At 70.9% G+C, this 23239-nt stretch carries 20 protein-coding genes; 8 read left to right on the top strand and 12 right to left on the bottom strand.

The annotated features are described in order from the left end of the window. Positions 1–35: 35 nt before the first annotated feature. From AQI70_RS12340 to AQI70_RS12325, 4 genes are all read left to right on the top strand, one after another. Positions 36–1748 (top strand): glycoside hydrolase family 6 protein, encoded by a 1713-nt coding sequence (locus AQI70_RS12340; RefSeq protein WP_062147575.1) that lies wholly within the window; start codon positions 36–38, stop codon positions 1746–1748. Between the two features lie 113 nt (positions 1749–1861). After that, the gene (locus tag AQI70_RS12335) at positions 1862–2761 is read left to right on the top strand and encodes a class I SAM-dependent methyltransferase (RefSeq protein ID WP_062147572.1); all 900 of its coding nucleotides are present in this window, start codon (positions 1862–1864) and stop codon (positions 2759–2761) included. 106 nt (positions 2762–2867) lie between these two features. Beyond that, positions 2868–3584, top strand: coding sequence for an SDR family oxidoreductase (locus AQI70_RS12330; RefSeq protein WP_062147569.1), 717 nt, complete (start codon positions 2868–2870; stop codon positions 3582–3584). A gap of 187 nt (positions 3585–3771) precedes the next feature. Then, positions 3772–4383, top strand: coding sequence for a hypothetical protein (locus AQI70_RS12325; protein ID WP_062147566.1), 612 nt, complete (start codon positions 3772–3774; stop codon positions 4381–4383). Between the two features lie 101 nt (positions 4384–4484). Here the strand turns inward: AQI70_RS12325 and AQI70_RS12320 are convergent, their stop codons facing one another. From AQI70_RS12320 to AQI70_RS12305, 4 genes are all read right to left on the bottom strand, one after another. Continuing rightward, on the bottom strand, positions 4485–5315 hold the full coding sequence (locus tag AQI70_RS12320; protein ID WP_062147563.1) for an aldo/keto reductase: 831 nt from the start codon (positions 5313–5315) through the stop codon (positions 4485–4487). 124 nt (positions 5316–5439) lie between these two features. Further along, entirely contained in the window at positions 5440–7266 is a 1827-nt protein-coding gene (locus AQI70_RS12315) for an AMP-dependent synthetase/ligase (RefSeq protein ID WP_062147560.1), read from the bottom strand. 247 nt (positions 7267–7513) lie between these two features. Further along, complete coding sequence (locus AQI70_RS39770; RefSeq protein ID WP_208607343.1) at positions 7514–7825, bottom strand: hypothetical protein; 312 nt, start codon at positions 7823–7825, stop codon at positions 7514–7516. Between the two features lie 93 nt (positions 7826–7918). After that, the gene (locus AQI70_RS12305) at positions 7919–8788 is read right to left on the bottom strand and encodes a LysR substrate-binding domain-containing protein (protein ID WP_062147555.1); all 870 of its coding nucleotides are present in this window, start codon (positions 8786–8788) and stop codon (positions 7919–7921) included. Between the two features lie 182 nt (positions 8789–8970). On the opposite strand from AQI70_RS12305, the gene AQI70_RS12300 reads away from it, so the two are divergent. Then, complete coding sequence (locus AQI70_RS12300) at positions 8971–9984, top strand: bile acid:sodium symporter family protein (protein ID WP_062147552.1); 1014 nt, start codon at positions 8971–8973, stop codon at positions 9982–9984. Here AQI70_RS12300 and AQI70_RS12295 read toward each other — a convergent pair. From AQI70_RS12295 to AQI70_RS12285, 3 genes are all read right to left on the bottom strand, one after another. After that, positions 9920–11155 carry a DUF4185 domain-containing protein gene (locus tag AQI70_RS12295; RefSeq protein ID WP_062147549.1) on the bottom strand — a complete coding sequence of 412 codons (1236 nt, stop codon included), beginning with the start codon at positions 11153–11155 and terminating at the stop codon, positions 9920–9922. The genes AQI70_RS12300 and AQI70_RS12295 overlap by 65 nt on opposite strands. 10 nt (positions 11156–11165) lie before the next feature. After that, positions 11166–13055, bottom strand: coding sequence for a sialidase family protein (locus AQI70_RS12290; protein ID WP_062147546.1), 1890 nt, complete (start codon positions 13053–13055; stop codon positions 11166–11168). Positions 13056–13189: 134 nt separating this feature from the next. Continuing rightward, positions 13190–14107 carry a quinone oxidoreductase family protein gene (locus tag AQI70_RS12285; protein WP_062148332.1) on the bottom strand — a complete coding sequence of 306 codons (918 nt, stop codon included), beginning with the start codon at positions 14105–14107 and terminating at the stop codon, positions 13190–13192. A 124-nt stretch (positions 14108–14231) separates the two neighbouring features. Between AQI70_RS12285 and AQI70_RS12280 the strand changes: the two genes are divergently transcribed. After that, complete coding sequence (locus AQI70_RS12280; RefSeq protein ID WP_062147544.1) at positions 14232–14675, top strand: MarR family winged helix-turn-helix transcriptional regulator; 444 nt, start codon at positions 14232–14234, stop codon at positions 14673–14675. Positions 14676–15019: 344 nt separating this feature from the next. Here the strand turns inward: AQI70_RS12280 and fdhD are convergent, their stop codons facing one another. The 5 genes from fdhD to AQI70_RS12255 are packed head-to-tail and all read right to left on the bottom strand — an operon-like array spanning position 15020 to position 21523. Then, entirely contained in the window at positions 15020–15868 is an 849-nt protein-coding gene (gene fdhD / locus AQI70_RS12275) for a formate dehydrogenase accessory sulfurtransferase FdhD (protein WP_062147541.1), read from the bottom strand. 16 nt (positions 15869–15884) lie between these two features. After that, a complete protein-coding gene (locus tag AQI70_RS12270) occupies positions 15885–16745 on the bottom strand; it encodes a 2Fe-2S iron-sulfur cluster-binding protein (RefSeq protein ID WP_062147538.1) in 861 nt (286 codons plus the stop codon). Beyond that, positions 16742–18565 (bottom strand): NAD(P)H-dependent oxidoreductase subunit E, encoded by a 1824-nt coding sequence (locus AQI70_RS12265; protein WP_062147535.1) that lies wholly within the window; start codon positions 18563–18565, stop codon positions 16742–16744. The genes AQI70_RS12270 and AQI70_RS12265 overlap by 4 nt, the downstream gene beginning before the upstream one ends. Positions 18566–18570: 5 nt before the next feature. After that, positions 18571–20499 carry a molybdopterin oxidoreductase family protein gene (locus AQI70_RS12260; RefSeq protein ID WP_062147532.1) on the bottom strand — a complete coding sequence of 643 codons (1929 nt, stop codon included), beginning with the start codon at positions 20497–20499 and terminating at the stop codon, positions 18571–18573. Between the two features lie 52 nt (positions 20500–20551). Further along, positions 20552–21523, bottom strand: a complete 972-nt coding sequence (locus AQI70_RS12255; protein WP_062147529.1) for a 2-dehydropantoate 2-reductase — start codon at positions 21521–21523, stop codon at positions 20552–20554. A gap of 248 nt (positions 21524–21771) precedes the next feature. Between AQI70_RS12255 and AQI70_RS12250 the strand changes: the two genes are divergently transcribed. Both AQI70_RS12250 and AQI70_RS40635 read left to right on the top strand, forming a co-directional pair. Continuing rightward, the gene (locus AQI70_RS12250; protein WP_062147526.1) at positions 21772–23103 is read left to right on the top strand and encodes an OFA family MFS transporter; all 1332 of its coding nucleotides are present in this window, start codon (positions 21772–21774) and stop codon (positions 23101–23103) included. Next, on the top strand, positions 23084–23218 hold the full coding sequence (locus AQI70_RS40635; RefSeq protein ID WP_003996469.1) for an MFS transporter small subunit: 135 nt from the start codon (positions 23084–23086) through the stop codon (positions 23216–23218). The genes AQI70_RS12250 and AQI70_RS40635 overlap by 20 nt, the downstream gene beginning before the upstream one ends. The last annotated feature ends 21 nt before the right edge of the window (positions 23219–23239 follow it).

Here is a 23239-nt window from a genome sequence, read left to right as displayed (position 1 = left end):
GTCAACACCCGCAACCGAGAAGGAAACCCGCACTCATGAGTCGTACCAGAACAGCGATACTCGCCGCCCTGGCGCTGGTCGCCGGGGCCTCGGGGACCGCGCTCGCCGCGGACCCCGGGGGAGTCGGCACCGCCGCCGTGCCCTGCACCGTCGACTACAAGGTGCAGAACCAGTGGGGCACCGGCTTCACCGCCGCCGTGACGGTCACCAACCAGGGCGCCGCCAAGTCCAACTGGTCGGTGCAGTGGTCGTACGCCGGAAACCAGAAGATCACCAACGGCTGGAATGCCAAGATCGGCCAGAGCGGCGCGGCCGTCACCGCCGCCAACGAGTCCTACAACGGCACCCTCGCGACCGGCGGCTCGGTCAGCTTCGGCTTCCAGGCCACCTACAGCGGCACCAACGCCATCCCGGCCACCTTCACGCTCAACGGCGTGACCTGCAACGTCGACGACGGCGGTGGCGGCCCGACGGATCCGCCGGACCCGACCGGTCCCAAGGTCGACAACCCGTACTCCGGCGCCAAGGTCTATGTGAACCCGGAGTGGTCCGCGAAGGCCGCCGCCGAGCCGGGCGGCAGCCGGATCGCCAACCAGCCGACCGGCGTGTGGCTGGACCGCATCGCCGCCATCAACGGCGTCAACGGCGGCATGGGCCTGCGCGCCCACCTCGACGAGGCGCTGCGCCAGAAGGGCTCCGGCGAGCTCGTCATCCAGCTGGTGATCTACAACCTGCCGGGCCGCGACTGCGCCGCGCTGGCCTCCAACGGCGAACTCGGCCCGACGGAGATCAACCGGTACAAGACCGAGTACATCGACCCGATCGCCGCGATCCTCGCCGACCCGAAGTACGCCTCGCTGCGGATCGTGAACACCATCGAGATCGACTCGCTGCCCAACCTCGTCACCAACACCGGGAGCCGTCCCACGGCCACCCCGCAGTGCGACGTGATGAAGGCCAACGGCAACTACCAGAAGGGCGTCGGCTACGCCCTGAACAAGCTCGGCGACGCGCCCAACGTCTACAACTACATCGACGCCGGCCACCACGGCTGGATCGGCTGGGACGACAACTTCGCCGCCAGCGCCACCCTGATGAAGGAGGCGGCCACCACCGAGGGCGCCACCGTCAACGACGTGCACGGCTTCATCACCAACACGGCCAACTACAGCGCCCTGAAGGAGAACAACTTCGGCATCAACGACTCCGTGGGCGGCAAGTCGGTCCGCGAGTCGAGCTGGGTCGACTGGAACCGGTACGTCGACGAGCTGTCCTTCGCGCAGGCCTTCCGCCAGCAGCTGGTCACGAGCGGCTTCAACTCCGGCATCGGCATGCTGATCGACACCTCCCGCAACGGCTGGGGCGGCACCGCCCGGCCCGCCGGCCCCGGCCCGATGACGGACGTGAACGCCTACGTCAACGGCGGCCGCTACGACCGCCGTATCCACGTCGGCAACTGGTGCAACCAGTCCGGCGCCGGCCTCGGCGAGCGCCCGCAGGCCAATCCGGCGGCCGGGATCGACGCGTACGTCTGGATGAAGCCGCCGGGTGAGTCCGACGGTGCCAGCAAGGAGATCCCGAACGACGAGGGCAAGGGCTTCGACCGCATGTGCGACCCGACGTACGAGGGCAACGCCCGCAACGGGTTCAACATGTCGGGCGCCCTGCCGGACGCCCCGCTGTCCGGTCACTGGTTCTCGGCGCAGTTCCAGCAGCTGATGCGCAACGCGTACCCGCCGCTGTCCTGACCCGCTGAACCCACCGCTCGGGGGTCGCTGTTTTTGCCGCAACGGCAAGGACAGTGGCCCCTCGGCGGTGCGTCGGCGCACGCTGGCGGCATCCGGACGAGAGGCTGACCACCATGGCGCACGACGACAACCACCGGCAGCACCAGCACCAGCACCACCACCACGACCACACCGACATCGACTGGAACGAGATGGCCCCGCTGCTGGAGGCGCAGGCGGAGCTGTTCACGCCCCTGTACGAGCACACCATGGCCTGGCTGGCCAAGCGGCAGACCGAGCCGGGGCTGATCGTCGACGCGGGCAGCGGGCCCGGCGTCATCGCCTGTCTGCTCGCCGACACCTTCCCCGGCGCGCGTGTCGTCGCCGTCGACGGATCCGAACCGCTGCTCCAGCGAGCCCGGGCACGGGCGGAGCGGCTCGGCGTCGCCGACCGCTTCAGCACGCTCGCCGGTGAACTCCCGGACGTCCTCGGCGACCTGGACTACCCCGCCGATCTGCTGTGGGCCGGCCGCAGCCTGCACCACCTCGGCGACCAGCGCGCCGCCCTCGCCGCCTTCGCCGACCGCCTCGCACCCGGCGGCACGCTGGCCCTGCAGGAAGGTGGCCTGCCGGCTCGCTTCCTCCCCCGCGACATCGGCTTCGGGCGCCCCGGGCTGCAGGCGCGCCTAGACGCGCTGGAGGCGGAGTGGTTCGCCGCGATGCGGGCGGACCTGCCCGGCTCGGTCGCCGAGACCGAGGACTGGCCCGCGCTGCTCACCGCCGCCGGCCTGCGGCCCAGCGGCACCCGCAGCTTCCTCCTGGACCTGCCCGCCCCGACCACGGACCGCGCCCGCGCCTACGTCGTCGCGTCGCTGACCCGCATCCGCGAGGGCGTCGGCGACCACCTCGACGCCGACGACCGTGCGGCCCTCGACCGCCTCCTCGACCCGGACGACAAGGCGAGCGTGCACCACCGGCCGGACGTCTTCGTCCTGGCGGTGCAGACGGTGTACACGGCGGTCCGGACGAAGTAGCGGCCGCGCGTACACGGTGACCCGGCCGCGCCGATCGGGGCTTGACTTCGAGAGCTCTCCAAGTGATGGACTCCCCCTCGTCCGAACGAGACACAGGGGGATCACCATGACCGGCTCGACCACGACCGCTTCTCCGGTCGCACTCATCACCGGAGGTGGCAGCGGCATCGGCGCCGCGGTCGCGCGGCAGCTGCTGGCCGCCGGGTACCGGGTCACCGTCACCGGCCGGAGCGAGGCGCGGCTGCGCGGTTTCGCCGCGGAACTGGGCGATCCGGACGCTCTGTTGACGATCGCCGGGAACGCGGCCGAGTACGGCGACGTACAGGCGGCCGTCGACACGACACTGAAGGCATACGGCCGACTGGACACCGTGGTCGCCAACGCCGGTTTCGCCACCCACGACACGGTCGCCGAGGGCGACCCGGCCGGCTGGACCGAGATGGTGCTGACCAACGTCCTCGGCCCGGCCCTCCTCATCCGCGCCTCCGTCGACGCCCTGAGGGAGACCCGGGGCCGGATCGTGCTGGTCGGCAGTGTCGCCGGGTTCGTGCCCGGGCCGGGCAACCTCTACGGGGCGACGAAGTGGGCGGTGACCGGGCTCGCCGAGAACACCCGGCGGCAGGTGACCGACTGGGGCATCGGCGTGACCCACATCGCGCCGGGCCGGGTGGAGACACCGTTCTGGGACAGTTACGGCAGCCTGCCGCCGGGGCATCTGCTGACCGCCGACCAGATCGCCGACTCGGTCGTGTGGGCCGTCCGGCAGCCCGCCGGCGTGGACGTCAACACCGTCGTCGTACGACCGCTCGGACAGCCCAACTGAAGCCGCGCCGAAGGGCGCCGATGTCTGTCAGGAAAGCTTCCTTACCTCACGCCGCACCCCCGTGCGCAGCCACGTCAAGAAAGTGCGCGTGACCTCGGGCTTTGCGTGCTGATTGCGGCGCCATGACCCCGGTAGAACACTGGACGTGCCGAAGATTTCGGATATTGCTCGGCTTGTGGGAGGTGTCATGTTCGTACGCGCCGTCTACGCGACCGGCGATCCCACGAAGATCGACACGGCCATCAGGGCACTCAACACACAGGGGCGGGACCTGCTGGAGGACCGGCCCGGATACCGCGGCTCGGGGGTGTTCGTGGACCGGACGGTCGGCAAACTGCTGGCGGCGAGCTGGTGGGAGTCCGAGGAGGCCCGGCGCAACAGCGACGAGGTGCTGCGCGAGCGGCGGGCGGCGCTCCTGGAACCGTTCGCGGCGACACTGGCGGTCGACAACTACGAGGTGGTGGTGTTCCATCCGGTGCGGCAGCCCCAGCAGGGCGGCGGACTACGGCTCACCAGGCTGGAGTTCGACCCCGCGGACACGGACCTGCTCACCGAGACCTTCCAGGCCACGGTGCTGCCCCGGCTCGACACCGTCGCGGGGCTGGCCAGGGCGTCCCTGCTGGTCGACCGGGAGCGGGGCCGCGGGCTCGTCGGCGTCGTCTTCGTCGACCATGCCTCCTTCGAGGCGTCCCGCGCGGGCGCGGCGTCGATCCGGCACGAGGGCACGGCCAAGGCGCATGCGACGGTGACCGGGCTGGAGGAGTTCGAGGTCGTCTTCTCCGACGTGCACGGTGACTGAGCCTCCTCGCACGGAAGCCGGCCCGTGTGCCGGCCCTCCGTACGCCTCCGCCCGCCGCTCGGCAGCCGAGCGGCGGGCGGACGGCCGTGCCGAAGCGGGCGTCAGGACAACGTCGCCGGGTCCGGACCGATCCGCCGGTCCTCGTTCAGCGCGCTGATCGCCGCCAGGTCCTCGGCGTCCAGGCTGAAGTCGAAGACGTCGATGTTCTCCTTGATCCGCGCCGGCGTCACGGACTTCGGGATCACGATGTTGCCCAGCTGGAGGTGCCAGCGCAGCACGATCTGGGCCGGCGTGCGGCCGTGCTTCTGCGCGATGGCGACGATCGCCGGGACCTCCAGCAGTCCCTTGCCCTGGCCGAGCGGCGACCAGGCCTCGGTGGCGATGCCCTGCTCGGCGTGGTACTCGCGGGAGGTGTGCTGCTGCAGATGCGGGTGCAGCTCGATCTGGTTGACCGCCGGAATGACGGACGTCTCACCGGTCAGCCGCTGAAGGTGCTCAGGAAGGAAGTTGGAGACGCCGATCGCGCGGACACGGCCGTCGGCGTGCAGCTTCTCCAGCGCCCTGTACGTGTCGACGTACTTGTCCAGGGCCGGCAGCGGCCAGTGGATGAGGTACAGGTCGACGTAGTCCAGACCCAGCTTCCCCAGCGACACGTCGAAGGCACGCAGCGCGGCGTCGTAGCCGTGGTCGTCGTTCCAGAGCTTGGTGGTGACGAAGATGTCCTCGCGAGGGATGCCGGAGGAGGCGATGGCCTTGCCGGTGCCCTCTTCGTTGCCGTAGAACGCCGCTGTGTCGATGCTGCGGTACCCGGCCTCCAGCGCCGTGCCGACCGCCTGCTGCGCCTCGGCGTCAGGCACCTGCCAGACACCGAAGCCGAGTTGGGGCATCTCGACGCCGTTGTTGAGGATGATCGGGGGGACCTTGCTGCTCACGAGCTGTTGATCCTTACGGTTGCCGTCAGGTGGTACTCCCATCGTCAACGATCACGAGCCGCGATGCATTCCTGACCGCGGAATCCGCCGGAACGGATCCGCCCGGGGCCGCGCAAGCCGGGCCTCAGGCCCGGTACAGCGCCTCGACCTCGTTGGCGTAGGCGTTCTCGATCGCCTTCCGCTTCAGCTTCAGCGACGGCGTGAGCAGTCCGTGCTCCTCGGTGAACGGCTGGGCGAGGATCCGGAACGTACGGATCGACTCGGCCTGGGAGACCAGGGTGTTGGCGGCGACGACCGCGCGCCGCACCTCGGTCTCCAGATCCGGGTCGCGCACCAGCTGGGCCGGTGTCATCTGCGGTTTGTCGCGCATCATCAGCCAGTGCTCGACGGCCTCCTGGTCGAGCGTGACCAGGGCCGCGATGTACGGGCGGTCGTTGCCGACGACGATGCACTGGGCGACCAGGGGATGGTCGCGGACACGTTCCTCCAGCACGCCCGGTGAGACGCTCTTGCCGCCCGATGTGACGAGGATCTCCTTCTTGCGGCCGGTGATGGTGAGGTAGCCGTCCTCGTCCAGCGCGCCCAGGTCGCCGGTGGCCAGCCAGCCGTCGTGCAGGGCCTCGTCCGTGGCCTTCTGGTTGTTGAGGTAGCCCTGGAAGATGTTGGCGCCGCGCAGCCAGATCTCGCCGTCGTCCGCGATGTGCACGGTCATGCCCGGGATGGGCTGGCCGACGGTGCCGTAGCGGGTGCGATAGGGCGGGTTGGCGGTCGCCGCCGCCGTGGACTCGGTGAGGCCGTACCCCTCGTAGACATGGACGCCGGCGCCCGCGAAGAACAGGCCCAGGCGCCGGTCCATCGCCGAACCGCCGGTCATCGCCTGCCGGATACGGCCGCCCATCGCGGCCCGCATCTTGGCGTAGACGAGCTTGTCGAAGAGCTGGTGCTGCATCCGCAGACCGGCCGACGGGCCGGGGCCGATGCCCCACGCCTTGGCCTCCATGGCGTCCGCGTACTTCACGGCTACCTCGACGGCCTTCTCGAAGGCGCCGGCCCGGCCCTCCTTCTCGGCCTTGCGGCGGGCGGCGTTGAAGACCTTCTCGAAGATGTACGGCACGGCGAGGAAGAACGTCGGCTTGAACGCGGCCAGGTCCGGCAGCAGGGCGGCCGCGTTCATCTGCGGCTGGTGGCCGAAGCGGACCTTGCCGCGGATCGCGGCGACCTGCACCATCCGCCCGAAGACATGCGCGAGCGGCAGGAACAGCAGGGTCGCCGCCTCGTCGCCCTTCTTGGAGTGGAACACCGGCTCCCAGCGCTCGATGACGGTGTCCGCCTCGTACATGAAGTTGCCGTGCGAGATGACACAGCCCTTGGGGCGCCCCGTCGTGCCCGAGGTGTAGATGATCGTCGCGATGGAGTCGGGGGTGACCGCCTGGCGGTGGCGGTGCACCACCTCGTCGTCGAGGTGGGCGCCGGCGTCGTACAGCTCCTGCACCGCGCCCGCGTCGAGCTGCCACAGCTGGTGCAGCCGGGGCAGCCGGTCGATGACCGTGGCGATCGTCATCGCGTGGTCCTCGTGCTCCACGATCGCCGCCGAGCACTCGGCGTCGTACAGCGTCCAGAAGCACTGCTCGGCCGAGGAGGTGGGGTAGATCGGCACGACCTGGGCGCCGATGGACCACAGCGCGTAGTCGAAGAGCGTCCACTCGTACCGGGTACGGGCCATGATCGCGACCCGGTCGCCGAACCGGATGCCCCGGGCGAGCAAGCCCTTGGCCAGGGCGAGCACCTCGTCCCGGAACTCGGCGGCGGTCACGTCCCGCCACTGGCCGCTGTCGTCCTTGCGGCCGAGGGCGACATGCAGCGGGTCCTCCTGGGCATGCTGGAAGACGACGTCGGCCAGGCCGCCCACCGGCGGCGCCAATGCCAACGGAGGGTTGGTGAACTCGCGCAAACCCCGCTCCCCGCTCCGAATGCCTCGCCTGACGCTCAGCGCAGCGCCGTGAAAGCTACCCCACCCGCCGTTGGGGCGGGAGGGGGCGGAATTCGAGCGGTGCTCAGGTACGCACTGGTCAGCGCGGGAAAATGCGCTCACATGGGGAAGGGTCGGACAGAAAACTGACGGTTGAGTAAGTTTCGGACCCGTAATCTCCACCGAATCTGTACGACCCGATTACCCGCCCCGGGTCCTGTCGATCATGTCATCCCCGGGACGCCGTCCTCTCCTCTGTCAGCGCGCGAGAGGCCGAACCTGTCACTCCGATCTTCTGCCCGGTCTTCTGCCCGGTCTTCTGCCCGGTCTTCTGCGTGGGCTTCCTGACCAGGGCGAGCACCGGCACCGCGGATACCACCGCCGTCGATCCCGCCGCGACCGACACCGAGTCGAGCCCGGCGGCGAAGGCGGCCCGCAGCGTGCCTTCGCCGAACACCTCCCGCAGCGCACCGGCGCCACCGCCGGCCAGGGCGTGCGCCGCCTCCTGCGGCAGCGGGTCCCGCATCCGCGCGGTCAGCACCGTGCCCCACAGAGCGATACCCAGCGCGTACCCCGAGCTGCCGGAAGGTGTTCACCGCACCGCCCGCCATGTGCGGCTCCGCCGCGCGTGCGCTCACGCCTGGCGCCGGTGCAACCGGTCCCCGCCCGCCAGGATCGCCGTCGCCAACGCGTCCGCCGCCCCCTGCGCGGCCGTATGGCGTCGCCCGTGCACCAGGACGAAGTCGACCCGCCCGAGTTCCGGCAACCCGAACCGCTCGGGCACCCGCACCAGCCCCGGCGGAATCAGCCCCCGCGAGTGCGCCATGACTCCGAGCCCCGCCCGTGCCGCCGCGATCAGCCCGTTGAGGCTGCCACTGGTACACACGATCCGCCACTCACGCCCCTGTCTCTCCAGCGCCTCCAACGCAAGGGCCCGGGTGATGCCCGGCGGCGGGTAGACGATCAGCGGCACTGGACGATCCGGCTCCGGGCGGAGCCGCTCCGCGCCGATCCACACCAGCCGGTCGTGCCAGACCAGCTCGCCCCGTGGATCCTCGGGACGCCGCTTGGCCAGCACCAGGTCCAGCTTTCCGGCGGCCAGCTGCTCGTGCAGGGTGCCGGAGAGCTCGACGGTGAGCTCCAGGTCGACCTCGGGGTGGTCGTAGCGGAAGCCCTCCAGGATCTCCGGCAGGCGGGTCAGGACGAAGTCCTCGGAGGCGCCGAAGCGGAGCCTGCCGCGCAGCCGGGTGCCGGTGAAGAACGCCGTCGCCTGCTCGTGCACCTCCAGGATCCGGCGCGCGAAGCCGAGCATCGCCTCGCCGTCCTCGGTCAGCTCCACGGAGTGCGTGTCCCGGGTGAACAGCGGCCGCCCGGTGGCGTCCTCCAGACGCCGTACGTGCTGGCTGACCGTCGACTGACGCAGGCCGAGACGCCGGGCGGCCTGCGTGAAGCTCAGCGTCTGGGCCACCGCGAGGAACGTACGCAGGTGCGAGGGGTCGTACACGCCCGCAGGTTATCGCCGATCGTGATGACAGTCAGAGTGGTATGCCGGATTCCCGATCGCTGGCGGGCGGAGGACGATGGAGAGGGCACGTCCATGCCCGGAACCGGAAGTCCAGCAAGCAACAGCGCAGTACGACAGCGAAGTAGTGGAGCACAGTGAAACGCCTGCAATGGCCGCGTTGGATGCCGATCGACCCGTACATCCTGCTGCTGCTCGGGACCGTGGGGCTCGCCGCCCTCCTCCCGGCGCGCGGGACGGCCTCCGACGTGGTGTCCGGCGCCTCCACAGCCGCGATCGCCTTCCTCTTCTTCCTCTACGGCGCCCGCCTTTCCACTCGTGAGGCGCTGGACGGACTGAAGCACTGGCGGCTCCACGTCACCGTCCTGGCCTGCACCTTCGTCGTCTTCCCACTGCTGGGACTGGCCGCCCGCGGCCTCGTCCCGGTGTTCCTGACGCACCCGCTCTACCAGGGCCTGCTCTTCCTCACCCTGGTCCCGTCGACCATCCAGTCGTCGATCGCCTTCACCTCCATGGCCCGCGGCAACGTGCCCGCCGCCATCTGCGCGGGCTCCTTCTCCTCCCTGGTCGGCATCGTCGTCACCCCGCTCCTCGCGGCGGCCGTGCTCGGCTCCAGCGCCGGCGGCTTCTCCGCCGACTCGCTGCTGAAGATCGTGCTGCAGCTGCTGGTGCCCTTCCTCGCCGGGCAGGCCCTGCGCCGCTGGATCGGCGGCTTCGTCACCCGGCACAAGAAGGTCCTCGGCCTCGTCGACCGCGGCTCGATCCTGCTGGTCGTCTACACCGCGTTCAGCGAGGGCATGGTCCAGGGCATCTGGCACCAGGTGAGCCCCGTCCGGCTGGCCGGCCTGCTCGCCGTCGAGGCGGTGCTGCTGGCCGTGATGCTCGCCCTGACCTGGTACGGCGCCAAGGCGCTGCGGTTCAGCCGGGAGGACCGCATCGCCATCCAGTTCGCGGGCTCCAAGAAGTCCCTCGCCGCCGGCCTGCCCATGGCGAGCGTCCTGTTCGGCGCGCAGGCCTCGCTGGCCGTGCTGCCGCTGATGCTCTTCCACCAGATGCAGCTGATGGTCTGCGCGGTCATCGCCAAGCGCCGCGCCCGCGACACCGACGAGACGGTCACCGTGGCGGCGCCAGCCGCAGCGTCACGAACCGCGGTCGGTACAGGGACACGTTCCGGCTGAGCTGCGCCGCCGCGCCGGCCGTCTCCAGCCAGTTGACGTCATAGCTCAGGACGAGGCGTCCCCGGTCGCTCAGCTCGGGATGCGTCTGCGGGTTGTAGGCGGCGACCTGGGCGCCCTGCGGCAGCGACGGGCTGAAGTCCTTCGTCGGCCCGTGCCACGGTCCGGCCGGCGAGCAGGCCCAGTACGACGTGACGGTGGTCAGCCCCTTGGTCCCCGCCGCCATCGTGAACAGAACGTACGTCCCCCGCACGCGCACCACCGAGAACGCGCTGCCCACCCCCGCGCGCTGCCCGTCCCCGAGCACCGCGCGCGGGCGGGCCCCGGCCTTCGCCCACGCGGAGCCGTTCCAGTACCGCCAGGCACCCGGCTCGGCGAGCCTGCCCTCCGGCACCCGCGCGACGTACGCGTGCGAGGCCGGCCGGGACGCGGCCTGACCGTCGTCGCCCCCGAAGACATACGTCCAGCCGCCCTCCCGGACCAGCGTCGTACCGAACAGGACCCGCCGGGACGGGTCCGGCACCAGCTGCTGGTCGAGGACCTTCACCACCGACTCGACCCGCAGCTCGGGCAGGGAGAGCGTGGCGACCTCGGTGGCGGTGGGCAGACCGTAGATCCAGGGCGGCTGCCCGGCCGTGCGCACCCACAGCAGCACCCGCAGGACCTTTTCGGACGAGCCGGGGGAGCGGGGCTCGACACGGGCCGCGACCGGCCAGCGCCACTGGCCCGGGCCGGGGTCGGGGAAGAGCGGGGCGGGCAGGGTGCTCTCCAGGCGTCCGTCGCGCATGACGACCGCCGAGTTGCGCACCAGCGGAGCGGTCGCCTCCCGCCAGGTGTGCGACTCGCCGAACGGGTTGGGCGGGGCGTGCACCTGGCCGAGGTAGGTGTCCGAGAACAGCCACAGCACCCGGCCGTCCGGCAGCCGCACCGAATGGGTGCCGTCGCCGCCGGTCCAGTCGTCGGTCCGGGTGGGATCGTCGCCGTAGCGGGCGAACTCGGCGGTGAGCCTCTCGTCGGCCGACCAGGACGCGACCGTGCGCGGCGCGCACGTGCCGCCGCCCTCCCGTTCGCCGTCGTCCGGGAGGGCGGTGAGCAGCACGGCCGCGAGAACCAGGGCCAGCAGGAGTCCGAGGCCGGTTCCCGTGCGCTGCCGTGCTCGTGTGTCGTCGGGCACGCCGGTGACGTTAGTGGCCTCGGCGCACCTGGTCCATGGGCAGCCACAGGACGGTGTCCCGGGTGGCCGTGGCCGTCCGGGTGGTGGCTCGGGCCGCGGCGCCGACCTCCGCGTCACCGAGCGCCCGGTTCCACACCCGGACGTCGTCGATCGCGCCGGTGAGGAAGGCCCGGCTGTCCATGCGCTGGCCGATGTGCACCCCGAACGGCGAGTTGCGGCTGACGGAACCGGCCACGTCCGCGGTGCTGATCGCCGTACCGTCGAGGAACAGCGTCAGCTGCCCGCCGCCGCGTCGCAGGGCGAGGTGGTGCCACTCGCCGTCGTTGTGGGCGCCGGTGGCCCACACGGACGCGGTGCGCACGGTACGGAATCCCTCCCGTGCGGTGATCAGGGCGCGCACCCGGTCGTTGTCGGGCTCGCCGCGCAGCCAGATCTGGGGCTGGGTGGTGCCGATCCCGCCCATCCACAGGAACGGCTGCTCGCCCGTGGCGGCGGAGTAGCGGAAGAAGAGCGAGGCGGTGAAGTCCCCTGTCCCGAGCGGAAGGCGCGAGCGGTACGGCAGCCGTACGGCGTCGTCCGTGCCGTCGAACTCCAGGGCGTCGCCGAACACGCCGTCCGTGGTGTCCGCGCCCCCGAGGACGGTGGCGCGGGGTGCGCCCGGGGCGAGGTCGGGGGTGGTCGGGTCGGGGCCGCGGCGCGGGGCCAGCCAGTCCTCGGTGAAGCGGGCGAAGCGGATCTCGTCGCGTGCGTCGACGGCGCCGCCCTCGTACATCAGGCCCACCGTGCCGGCGTCGATGCCCACCAGGTCGGAGTAGCCCGACCAGTCCGTGGTGACGACCTTGCCGCGGTCCACGCTGTCCCAGGTGCCGCCGCCGTTCCAGGAGGACCGGATCATCATGGTCCGGCGGCGGTCGGGGTCGGCGGGGGCGGACAGCAGGACGCGGTTGCCCATGCGGAGCGTGGCGCCCTGGACCTGGGGCGTGTAGAGGTCCGGCAGGGCACGGAACGGGCCGGTGAAGCTGTCGCCGCCGTCCCGGCTGTACGTCTGCGCGCGGTGCCCGAGGTCGGTGCCGTCCTGTTCCCGGCCGCTGATCAGGATCGTGCCGTCCGAGCGCTCGGTGAGGGTCACCTCGGACGGCTTCTGGCGGAAAGTGCCGTCGGTGGCGGCGATGGGCCAGGAGTCGGTGGCGCCGATCCGCCAGGTGTCGCCGCCGTCGTCGCTGACGATGAGGGCGGCGTGGTTGGCGGTGACCCGACTGCCGTCCCAGGTCTCGGTGTTGACGCCGAACACGAGGCGCCCGGCGTGTTTGCCCCGGGTGAGCTGGATGCCGTGCACCGGGCCGGTGGCGTACCAGGAGTTCCAGTGGGCGGGCAGTATCTGGTCGCTCAGGTCGCGCGGCTCGGACCAGGTCAGGCCGTCGTCGTCGCTGTACTGCAGGTGCGGGGTGCGATCACAGGGAACGGAGCAGTTCCCGCTGTCCGTGCGGCCCGTGTTGTACGTCTCCGCCAGCAGGATGCGGCCGGTCTTCCGGTCGACGATGGGTGCCGGGTTGCCGTGGGTGTCCCCGTCGCCCTCGTTGACGACCTGCAGCGGGCCCCAGGTACGGCCGCCGTCGGTCGACCGTTTCAGCACGATGTCGATGTCGGCGGCGTCACCGCAGTTGAGCACCCGCCCCTCGGCGAAGGCGAGCAACGTGCCGTCCGTCGTCTTCACGATCGCCGGGATACGGAAGCAGGCGTACCCGGGGTCCTGGCCGGCCCGGAAGAGGACCTGCTGCTCGAACAGCGGCGCGCGGTCGGTGGGTTGGGACTGCGCCGGACTCAAAGCCGCGGCCGTCGCCATGGTGGCGACGGCCGCGACGAGAACAGCTCTGAGACGTGCGCGAACTCTTGACGGCATGGTGCGGCCCGCCCTTCATCGTCTGGGGGCACAGGTCCAGGCATCTGAACATTCGGACATCCCACGTCCAAAGTGCGCATCACAGACGTTAGTTGGGCTGTCGCACACATCACAAGAAGCGTGCACGTGTCACGTCACGGACGGAGTACCACCTTCCCTCTGTTGACCCGCGACTCGATCGCCGCATGCGCCACGGCCGCCTCCTCCAACGCGAACTCCCCGTGCACGACGGGCTGCACGGCACCCTCGGCGAACAGCTTCCACAGCTCCTGACGCCACTGTTCGTACAACTCCGGCTCCCCGCGGGCGATCCGCGCCATCTGGAACCCGATGACGGACTTGCCGCCCACGAGCAGGTCGTACGCCTGGATCGTCCCGCCGCCCGAGCTGTACGCCACGAGCCGCCCGCCCGGGGCGAGCGCGGCAAGGCCCGGCCCGAGCAGATCGCCGCCGACTGCGTCGAGGACGTAGTCGACGGGATCGCCCCAACCGCCGTCCGTGTACACGACCACGTCATCGGCGCCGACCGAACGCACGAAGTCCGCCTTGGCCGCATCGGACACGGCACCCACGACCCGCCCCGCCCCCCGCACCCGCGCGAGCTGCACGGCGAGATGTCCGACACCGCTCGCCGCCCCCGTGACCAGTGCCGCCTCTCCCTGCCCCGGCCGGGCGGCCTCCAGTGCGCCGAGCGCGACCAGGCCGCTGCGGACCAGGGCGACCGCGTCGGTGGCGGTGGCTGTGCCGGGAACGGGGGAGGCCATGGCCTCGTGCAGGAGCGCGTAGTCGGCGTATCCGTGCCCGAAGCACAGGCCGGTCACGCGGTCGCCGGCGCCGAAGCGGGTGACTGCGCCGCCCACGGCCACGACCTCGCCCGCGATCTCACCGCCCAGCGGAACGGCCTCGGCGGCCTCGGTGACCTTGCGGACGACGGGGAGCGTGACGCCGATCGCCTCGCAGCGTACGAGGAGTTCGCCGGGGCCCGGCACGGGGACGGGGGCCTCCTCCAGGAACAGGGGGCCACCGGTGGACGTGTAACGGACGCGGCGCATGCGCACCTCCATGAATCATTGGGATGACCAACGGTCTCTGCGGTGTCGACGGTATCCGCAATCCGTTGGAAAGACCAATGAATATCCGTAGGGAGTACCAATGAATGCTCGATAGGATGGGCGTATGCCAGAAGCCCCCGCCCCCCTGCCCGCGATCCGCTCCCTCCCCAGCTGGCTGCTCGGCCGTGCGGCGGCCCGGGGCCGGGCCCTGGTGGCCGAGAGACTGGCCGCGGAGGGCATGAAGATGTGGCACCACGTGGTGCTCTCCGCCGTCCGCGACCTCGCGCCCGTCGCCCAGGCGGACCTCGGCCGAAGCGTCCAGCTCGATCCCAAGGACCTCGTCGGGATCCTCAACGACCTCCAGGCTCAGGGCCTCGTGGTGCGCCAACCGGATCCGAACGACCGCCGCAAGAACGCGGTCTCCCTCACGGACGAGGGCGCACGCCTGCTGAAGCGCTGCGAGAGGGCGGCCCGCGAGGCCAACGACGCGCTCCTCGCCCCGCTCTCCGCGGCCGAACGCGACCGTTTCATGGACCTGTTGATCCGGATCTCCGGTACACAGCGCTGACGTGTTCGGCGGTGTCTTCCACACGAGGCTGAGACGGCCAACCCGCCCACCCCCCCCCGCCGGGCAAGTGCCCACCCACTCGCACTGTCCCAAGGACACCGGCCGCGAGGGAGCCGAAGGGGCGCGCCGGTGTCGAGGGACCGAACGCGCGCAGGCGCGCAGCGCCGAGCACGTTCGGTCCCTCGACACCGGCGCATGGCGCCCCGTAGGCGACCGAGCCGAACATCCAGCACACCGGCTGCAGGACCGGGGCGTCGGCGAAGTAAACAGCGGGGCCCCGGTAACGGCGCAGGGGGCGCTCCCCGCCGGTTCGGGGCCCCGCCGCCGTGTCGCGGGGAGCCTTCTCAGCCCTGGGCGGCCGCGGTCCGCAGGGCGAGCCGGTGTTCGCCCGCGTACACGTTCATGGAGGTGCCCCGGAGGAAGCCCACCAGGGTCAGGCCCGTCTCCGCGGCCAGGTCCACCGCCAGCGACGACGGGGCCGAGACGGCCGCCAGCACCGGGATCCCGGCCATGACCGCCTTCTGCGCCAGCTCGAAGGAGGCCCGCCCGGAGACCAGCAGGATCGTCCGGGACAGCGGCAGGTCGCCGTTCTGCAGCGCACGCCCGACCAGCTTGTCCACGGCGTTGTGCCGCCCCACGTCCTCCCGTATGTCCAGCAGCTCGCCGTCCTCGGTGAACAGGGCCGCCGCGTGCAGGCCCCCGGTCCGGTCGAAGACCCGCTGGGCCGCGCGCAGCCGGTCGGGGAGGCTCGCGAGCAGGTCGGGGTCGACGCGGACCGGGGGAGTGTCGGCGATGGGCCAGCGGGCTGTCGTACGGACCGCGTCGAGGCTCGCCTTGCCGCACAGGCCGCACGAGGAGGTCGTGTAGACGTTGCGCTCCAGCGTGATGTCCGGGATGACGACATCCGGTGCCGTCTTCACGTCCACCACGTTGTACGTGTTCGAGCCGTCGGCGGTGGCCCCCGCGCAGTACACGATGTTCTGCAGGTCGCCCTGCCCGCCGAGCACGCCCTCGCTGACCAGGAAGCCCGCGGCCAGCGCGAAGTCGTCGCCCGGGGTGCGCATGGTGATCGCCAGCGGCTTGCCGTTGAGCCTGATCTCCAGGGGTTCCTCGGCGACGAGCGTGTCCGGGCGGCTGGAGACCGCGCCGTCCCGGATCCGGATCACCTTGCGTCGTTCCGTGACTCGTCCCATGTCCCGATCAGTCCCGTCAGTCCCGGTTCTGTACGTGCTGGTAGCCGAAGCGGCCCTTGATGCACAGGTTGCCGTGGGTCACCGGGTTGTCGTGCGGCGAGGTGACCTTCACGATCTCATTGTCCTGCACGTGCAGGGTGAGGTTGCAGCCCACTCCGCAGTACGCGCACACCGTGGTCGTCTCGGTCTGCTGCGACTCGTCCCACGTACCCGCGGCCCGCATGTCGAACTCCGACTTGAACGACAGGGCACCCGTCGGGCACACCTCGATGCAGTTCCCGCAGTACACGCACGCCGAGTCGGTCAGCGGCGCGTCGTGCTCCACCGCGATCCGCGCGTCGAACCCGCGCCCGGCGACGGAGATCGCGAAGGTGTTCTGCCACTGGTCCCCGCAGGCGTCCACGCACTTGTAGCAGAGGATGCACTTGTCGTAGTCACGCACGTACAGCTCGTTGTCGATCTTCGGTTCCTCGTCGAGCCGTGCCGCGTCCGGTCCGAAGCGCTCCGGTTTCGCCTCGTACTCCTTGATCCAGTCGGCGACCTGCGGAGTCGTCGACAGATCCACCGACGACGCGAGCAGTTCCAGGACGATCTTGCGGCTGTGCCGGGCGCGCTCGGTGCCGGTGTGCACCTCCATGCCGGGCTCGGCCTTGCGGGAGCAGGCCGGCACCAGGGTCCGCGACCCCTCGACCTCCACCACGCAGACGCGGCAGGCGTTCTTGGGCGTGAGCGTGTCCCCCTGGCACAGGGTGGGGACGTCCTTCCCGGCGGCCCGGCAGGCGTCGAGGATCGTCGCGCCCTCGGGGACCCTGGCCTCCTGCCCGTCGATCGTGAACTCCACCAGCCGGCGCGGGACTCCCAGCGGCATCGCGGTCATTCGTACGCCCCCAGACGGTCGATGGCGGATTCCACGGCGTTCCACGCGGTCTGCCCCAGACCGCAGATCGAGGCGTCCCGCATCGCGCGGCCGACCTCCCTGAGCAGGGCGATGTCATCGGCGGCCGCCGCACCCGTGCGCTCCACGATCCGGTGCAGCGCCTCCTCCTGCCGTACCGTCCCGACCCGGCACGGCACGCACTGCCCGCACGACTCGTCCCGGAAGAACTCGGCGATGCGCAGCAGCAGCCGGGGCAGCGGGACGGTGTCGTCGAAGGCCATGACCACGCCCGAGCCGAGCGTCGTGCCCGCCTCCCGCGTGCCTTCGAAGGTGAGCGGGATGTCCAGTTCGTCGGCCCGTACGAAGCCGCCCGCCGCGCCACCCAGCAGCACCGCCCGCAGCCCTTCCCGCACCCCGGCCCGCTCCAGCAGTTCGCCGAGCGTCGCGCCGAAGGGCAGCTCGTAGATGCCGGGCCGGTCCACGCTGCCGGAGACGCAGAACAGCTTCGGCCCCGTGGACTTCGCCGTGCCGATCGCCGCGTAGGCGGGTGCGCCCATGGTCAGGACCGGCAGCACGTTCACCAGCGTCTCGACGTTGTTCTCCACCGTCGGCTTGCCGAACAGGCCCTTCTCCACCGGGAACGGCGGCTTCGAGCGCGGCTCGCCCCGGTAGCCCTCGATGGAGTTGAAGAGAGCCGTCTCCTCACCGCAGATGTAGGCGCCCGCGCCCCGCCGGATCTCGATGTCGAAGGCGTATCCCTGCCCGAGTATGTCGTCACCGAGCAGGCCCCGCGCGCGTGCCTGTGCGAGGGCGTGCTCCAGGCGGTGCAGGGCGCGCGGGTACTCGCCGCGCAGGTACACGTATCCCTTGTGCGCACCGATCGCGTACGCCGCGATCGTCATCGCCTCCACCAGCGCGTACGGGTCGCCCTCCATGAGCACGCGGTCCTTGAAGGTGCCCGGCTCGGACTCGTCGGCGTTGCAGACGACGTAGTGCGGATGGTCGGGCTGGGACGCCGTGGCCTGCCATTTGCGGCCGGTGGGAAAGGCGGCGCCGCCGCGCCCGACCAGGCCGGAGTCGGTGACCTCGCGGATGACCCCGGCGGGGCCGAGTTCGAAGGCCCGGCGCAGGGCGGTGTAGCCGCCGTGGGCGCGGTAGTCGTCCAGCGACGCCGGGTCGACCACTCCGACCCGGCGCAGCAGGATCAGGCCGTCCCCGCCGGCCTGCGGGACCGCAAGGGCGGCCGGCGGCTCCTCGGGCGCCGACTCGGGGGCGCTCGCGGCGAGGACGGCGTCGGGCACGGTCGCCGGCGCCGAGACCGCCGTGCGCACCGGATCCCCGGCCTTGATCGCGAGGGCCGCCGGAGCGCGCTCGCACAGGCCCAGACAGGGACTGCGTTCGACCGAGACACCACTGCCGAGCCCGAGCCGCGCCTCGATCCCGGCGCACAGCTCGCTCGCCCCCGCAGCCGCGCACGCGAGGTCGGTGCAGACGTGGAGCACGGTGGCGGGCCGGGGTTTGACCGAGAACATGGCGTAGAACGTGGCCACGCCGTACGCCTCCGCCGGCGGCACCGTCAGACGCCGGCACAGGTAGTCGAGGGCGCCCTCGCTGATCCAGCCGATCCGGTCGTTGATCGCGTGCAACCCCGGCAACAGCAGGTCGCGGCGGTCTCGGGCCTCGCGCCCGCCACGGGCCCACCTCAGATCGGCGTCGGAGCGGTCCGCGCCCTCCCAGGAGGACTCCGGGGGCCCGAGCAGGGCGTCGACGGCCGCCCGTTCCTCGTCCGTCGGTTTGCTGTCGCCGAAGTGCAGGTCCACTCACGTCACCTCACGTTCGTCACTACGGTCGCGACGGGGAGCTTGTCGATCCGGATCGCCGACGCCTTGAACTCCGCCGTGCCCGCGATCGGGCAGTTCGCCTCGATCGTCAGCTGGTTGGTGTCCACCTCGTCGGGAAAGTGCATGGTCATGAAGGCGAGCCCGGGCCGCAGCGCGGTGTCGATCCACACCGGCGCGACGACCGACCCCCGCCGCGAGGTCACCTGGACCTCCTCGCCGACGACGACCCCGTAGCGCTCGGCGTCCTCCGGGCACAGCTCGATGTACTCGCCGCGCCGCAGCGGCGAGGCGAAACTCCCGCTCTGCACACCGGTGTTGTAGGAGTCGAGCCGTCGTCCGGTCGTCAGCCGGATCGGGAACTCCTCGTCCGTGAGGTCGACCGGTGGATCGTGCTGGACGATCCCGAACGGCGCCGGCCTGCCGCGCCCGACCGGGTCCGGATCCCACAGCCGGCCGTGCAGGAAGCTCGGTTCGAGCCCGTCCGTGCTCGGACACGGCCACTGGATGCCCTGGTGTTGCTCCAGTCGTTCGTACGTCATCCCGTAGTGGTCCGGCGACACCGACCTGAGCTCGTTCCAGACGGCCTCGGCGTCGGCGTACTTCCACTCGTGGCCGAGCCGCGCGGCGAGCTCGCAGATGATGTCGATGTCCTCGCGTGCCGCACCGGGCGGGGTGACCGCCCGTCGCACCCGCTGGACGCGCCGCTCGCTGTTGGTGGTGGTGCCCTCGGTCTCGGCCCACCCGGCGGTCGCGGGCAGGACGACGTCCGCCAGCTCGGCCGTCTTCGTGAGGAAGATGTCCTGGACGACGAGGAAGTCCAGCTGCCGCATGCGCCGTACGGCCTGTTCGCTGTCCGCCTCCGACTGCGCCGGGTTCTCTCCGATGCAGTAGACGGCCTTGAGCGAGCCCTCCTCCATCGCCTCGAACATCTCGGTGAGGTTGAGCCCGTAGTGCGGCTGGATGACGGTGTCCCAGGCCGACTCGAACTTCAGGCGGGTGTCTGGGTCCAGGATGTCCTGGAAGCCAGGGAGGCGGTTCGGGATCGCCCCCATGTCGCCCCCGCCCTGCACGTTGTTCTGGCCGCGCAGGGGTTGCAGGCCCGAGCCGTAGCGCCCCACATGCCCGGTCAGCAGGGACAGGTTGATCAGCGCGCGGACGTTGTCGGTGCCGTTGTGGTGCTCGGTGATGCCGAGGGTCCAGCACAGCTGGGCGCGCTCGGCACGGGCGTAGGCGTGCGCCAACTCCCTCATGGCGGCGGCCGGTACGCCCGTCACCTTCTCGGCGAGGGACAGTGTCCACGGCTCGACGAGCGCCCGGTACTCCTCGAAGCCGCTCGTCGCCCGCTCGATGAACGCCTCGTTCGCCAGGCCCGCGTGGATGATCTCCCGGCCGATCGCGTGCGCCATCGGGATGTCGGTGCCGACGTTCAGCCCGAGCCAGCCCTCCGCCCACTCGGCGGTGGAGGTGCGGCGCGGGTCGACGGCGTACATGCGGGCGCCGTTCCTGATCCCCTTCAGTACGTGCTGGAAGAAGATCGGGTGCGCGAAGCGGGCGTTGGAGCCCCACATCACGATGACGTCGGTGTGCTCGATCTCCTCGTACGAGGAGGTGCCCCCGCCGGATCCGAAGGCGGCCGACAGTCCGGCCACGCTGGGCGCGTGGCAGGTGCGGTTGCAGGAGTCGACGTTGTTGGTGCCCATGACGACCCGGGCGAACTTCTGCGCCACGTAGTTCATCTCGTTGGTGGCGCGGGCGCAGGAGAACATCCCGAAGGCGCCGCGGTTGCGTGCCAGCCCTCGGGCGGCCCGGTCGAGCGCCTCCTCCCAGGTCGCCTGCCGGAAGGGCTCGTCGCGGGAGTCGCGGACCAGCGGGTGGGTGAGCCGGGTGTAGGTCTTCGGTTGCCGCTTCCTCATACGACGCTCCTCATGCGGTGCTCCTCGTGCGATGCTCCTCATGCGGTGCTCCTCATGCGGCGCTCCTCAGCGCGAGCAGGTCCGAGATGGCGTGCACGGTGCGCAGGGTGGGCACCGGCACGTCGGTGATCTCCGCCAACTCGACGACCGCCGCGAGGAGTACGTCGAGTTCGAGCGGCTTGCCGCGCTCCAGGTCCTGGAGCGTGGAGGTGCGGTGGTCACCGACCCGCTCGGCGCCCGCGAGCCGGCGCTCGATGGAGACGCCGACCTCGCAGCCGAGGGCCTCGGCGACCGCGAGCGTCTCGGTCATCATGGTCTCGATGACCTTGCGGGTGCCGCCGTGCAGGCACATCTGCCGCATGGTGGCGCGGGCCAGCGCGCTGATCGGGTTGAAGGAGATGTTGCCGAGCAGCTTGAGCCAGATGTCGTTGCGCAGGTCGGGCTCGACCGGGCACTTGAGGCCGCCGGCCACCATCGCCTCGCTGAACGCGAGACAGCGGTCGGACACCGTGCGGTCGGGTTCGCCGATGGAGAACCGGGTGCCTTCCAGGTGCCGTACGACGCCGGGGCCTTCGAGTTCGGTCGCGGCGTAGACGACACAGCCGACGGCCCGTTCGGGCGCGAGCACCGCACTGACCGCGCCGTCCGGGTCCACGCTTTCGATGCGGTGGCCGTCGTACGGGCCGCCGTGGCGGTGGAAGTACCACCAGGGGATGCCGTTCTGGGCGGCCACGACCGCCGTGGTGTCGTGCAGCAGCGGCTCGATCAGCGGCCCGCACGCCGCGTACGAGTTGGCCTTCAGGCCGAGAAAGACATAGTCGACCGGGCCGATCTCGGCCGGGTCGTCGGTCGCGTGCGCGCGGGCGGTGAAGTCGCCGCGCGGGCTGCGCACCCGCACTCCGTGCTGCCTCATGGCCGCCAGATGCGGTCCACGGGCGATGAGGTGCACGTCGGCGCCCGCGCGATGGAGCGCGGCTCCGACATAGGCGCCGATGGCACCGGCGCCGAGGACTGCAACTTTCACTTCGGAACGCTCCGTTCGGTCGAGGGAGTACCGCGGAGGTGGCTGAAAGGTCGAGAGGGTGGCGAGGTCGAGCTGGCTGGATAGGGTGCCGAATCCTGTCGACGGAATATTGTCTACAGTATGGATAAGAGGTCAGCAAGGGTTCGCGCACGCTGCACGACCGTTTGTCGCGTGCCGCATGCCGTTCATCGCATACGGTCGACGTGCCGCCTTCTCAACTTCCCCGCCCCTCCCTACCGTTCGGGATCATGAGTCCCCCTGTCGCTCCCCCGGGATGGAGCCGCTGGCTGGTTCCCCCCGCCGCTCTCTCCGTCCATCTCTCCATCGGCCAGGCCTACGCCTGGAGCGTGTTCAAGCCCCCGCTCGAATCCGCGCTCGGCCTCAGCGGCACCCAGAGCGCGCTGCCGTTCCAGCTCGGCATCGTCATGCTCGGACTGTCGGCCGCGTTCGGCGGCACGCTGGTGGAGCGCAACGGGCCGCGCTGGGCCATGACGGTCGCCCTGGTCTGCTTCTCCTCCGGCTTCCTGCTCTCCGCGCTGGGCGCGGCCACCGAGCAGTACTGGCTGATCGTCCTCGGCTGCGGCTTCGTCGGCGGGATCGGCCTCGGCATCGGCTACATCTCGCCGGTCTCGACCCTGATCAAGTGGTTCCCGGACCGGCCCGGCATGGCCACCGGCATCGCCATCATGGGCTTCGGCGGCGGCGCGCTCATCGCCTCGCCCTGGTCGGCGCAGATGCTGGAGTCGTTCGGCTCCGACAGCTCCGGGATCGCGCTGGCGTTCCTCGTGCACGGGCTGTCGTACGCCGTCTTCATGCTGCTGGGGGTCCTGCTGGTCCGGGTGCCGCGCACCGAGCGGCCGGTCGGGGACGGGCCCAGCGCCGTCGACGGGCCGCAGGTGTCCGCCCGCAACGCCGTGCGCACACCGCAGTTCTGGTGTCTGTGGATCGTGCTCTGCATGAACGTGACCGCCGGCATCGGCATCCTGGAGAAGGCCGCGCCGATGATCACGGACTTCTTCGCGAACACCTCCACACCGGTGTCGGTGTCGGCCGCCGCCGGCTTCGTCGCCCTGCTGTCCGCCGCCAACATGGCGGGCCGGATAGGCTGGTCGTCGACCTCGGACCTGATCGGACGCAAGAACATCTACCGCGTGTACCTGGGCGTGGGCGCGCTCATGTACGCGCTGATCGCGCTGGCCGGCGACTCCTCCAAGCCGCTGTTCATCCTGTGCGCGCTGGTGATCCTGTCCTTCTACGGCGGTGGCTTCGCGACGATCCCCGCCTATCTGAAGGACCTCTTCGGGACCTACCAGGTGGGCGCCATCCACGGCCGGCTGCTCACCGCCTGGTCCACGGCCGGTGTCCTCGGGCCGCTGATCGTGAACTGGATCGCCGACCGGCAGGAGGCGGCGGGCAAGGACGGCTCCTCCCTGTACACCATGTCCCTGTTCATCATGATCGGGCTGCTCGCCGTCGGCTTCGTCGCCAACGAACTCGTCCGGCCCGTCGACCCCCGCCATCACATCCCCGCCCCGGCGCAGAAGGAGAAGGAGGCCGCGGATGTCCAGCGACAGCAATAGCACTCCGCCCGGCCGGCGGGGGCTGATCGCCTTCGCCTGGGTCTGGGTGGGGGTGCCGCTCGCGTACGGGCTCTACGAACTCGTACGGAAGGCGACGCAGCTGTTCACCGGGTAGGCGCTCAAGAACTGTTCGGGC

This window comes from Streptomyces curacoi, from assembly GCF_001513975.1.
Lineage (GTDB): Bacteria > Actinomycetota > Actinomycetes > Streptomycetales > Streptomycetaceae > Streptomyces > Streptomyces curacoi.
Note: the sequence above shows the minus strand (reverse complement) of the source record. Positions and strands in the feature narration are given on the sequence as shown.

What these genes read in the sequence shown, in the direction of transcription:
- AQI70_RS12340 (WP_062147575.1), top strand. Translation starts at nt 36, where the DNA reads ATGAGTCGTACCAGAACAGCGATACTCGCCGCCCTGGCGCTGGTCGCC.
- AQI70_RS12335 (WP_062147572.1), top strand. Translation starts at nt 1,862, where the DNA reads ATGGCGCACGACGACAACCACCGGCAGCACCAGCACCAGCACCACCAC.
- AQI70_RS12330 (WP_062147569.1), top strand. Translation starts at nt 2,868, where the DNA reads ATGACCGGCTCGACCACGACCGCTTCTCCGGTCGCACTCATCACCGGA.
- AQI70_RS12325 (WP_062147566.1), top strand. Translation starts at nt 3,772, where the DNA reads ATGTTCGTACGCGCCGTCTACGCGACCGGCGATCCCACGAAGATCGAC.
- AQI70_RS12300 (WP_062147552.1), top strand. Translation starts at nt 8,971, where the DNA reads ATGCCGATCGACCCGTACATCCTGCTGCTGCTCGGGACCGTGGGGCTC.
- AQI70_RS12290 (WP_062147546.1), bottom strand. Translation starts at nt 13,055, where the DNA reads ATGCCGTCAAGAGTTCGCGCACGTCTCAGAGCTGTTCTCGTCGCGGCC.
- AQI70_RS12285 (WP_062148332.1), bottom strand. Translation starts at nt 14,107, where the DNA reads ATGCGCCGCGTCCGTTACACGTCCACCGGTGGCCCCCTGTTCCTGGAG.
- AQI70_RS12280 (WP_062147544.1), top strand. Translation starts at nt 14,232, where the DNA reads ATGCCAGAAGCCCCCGCCCCCCTGCCCGCGATCCGCTCCCTCCCCAGC.
- fdhD (WP_062147541.1), bottom strand. Translation starts at nt 15,868, where the DNA reads ATGGGACGAGTCACGGAACGACGCAAGGTGATCCGGATCCGGGACGGC.
- AQI70_RS12270 (WP_062147538.1), bottom strand. Translation starts at nt 16,745, where the DNA reads ATGACCGCGATGCCGCTGGGAGTCCCGCGCCGGCTGGTGGAGTTCACG.
- AQI70_RS12260 (WP_062147532.1), bottom strand. Translation starts at nt 20,499, where the DNA reads ATGAGGAAGCGGCAACCGAAGACCTACACCCGGCTCACCCACCCGCTG.
- AQI70_RS12250 (WP_062147526.1), top strand. Translation starts at nt 21,772, where the DNA reads ATGAGTCCCCCTGTCGCTCCCCCGGGATGGAGCCGCTGGCTGGTTCCC.
- AQI70_RS40635 (WP_003996469.1), top strand. Translation starts at nt 23,084, where the DNA reads ATGTCCAGCGACAGCAATAGCACTCCGCCCGGCCGGCGGGGGCTGATC.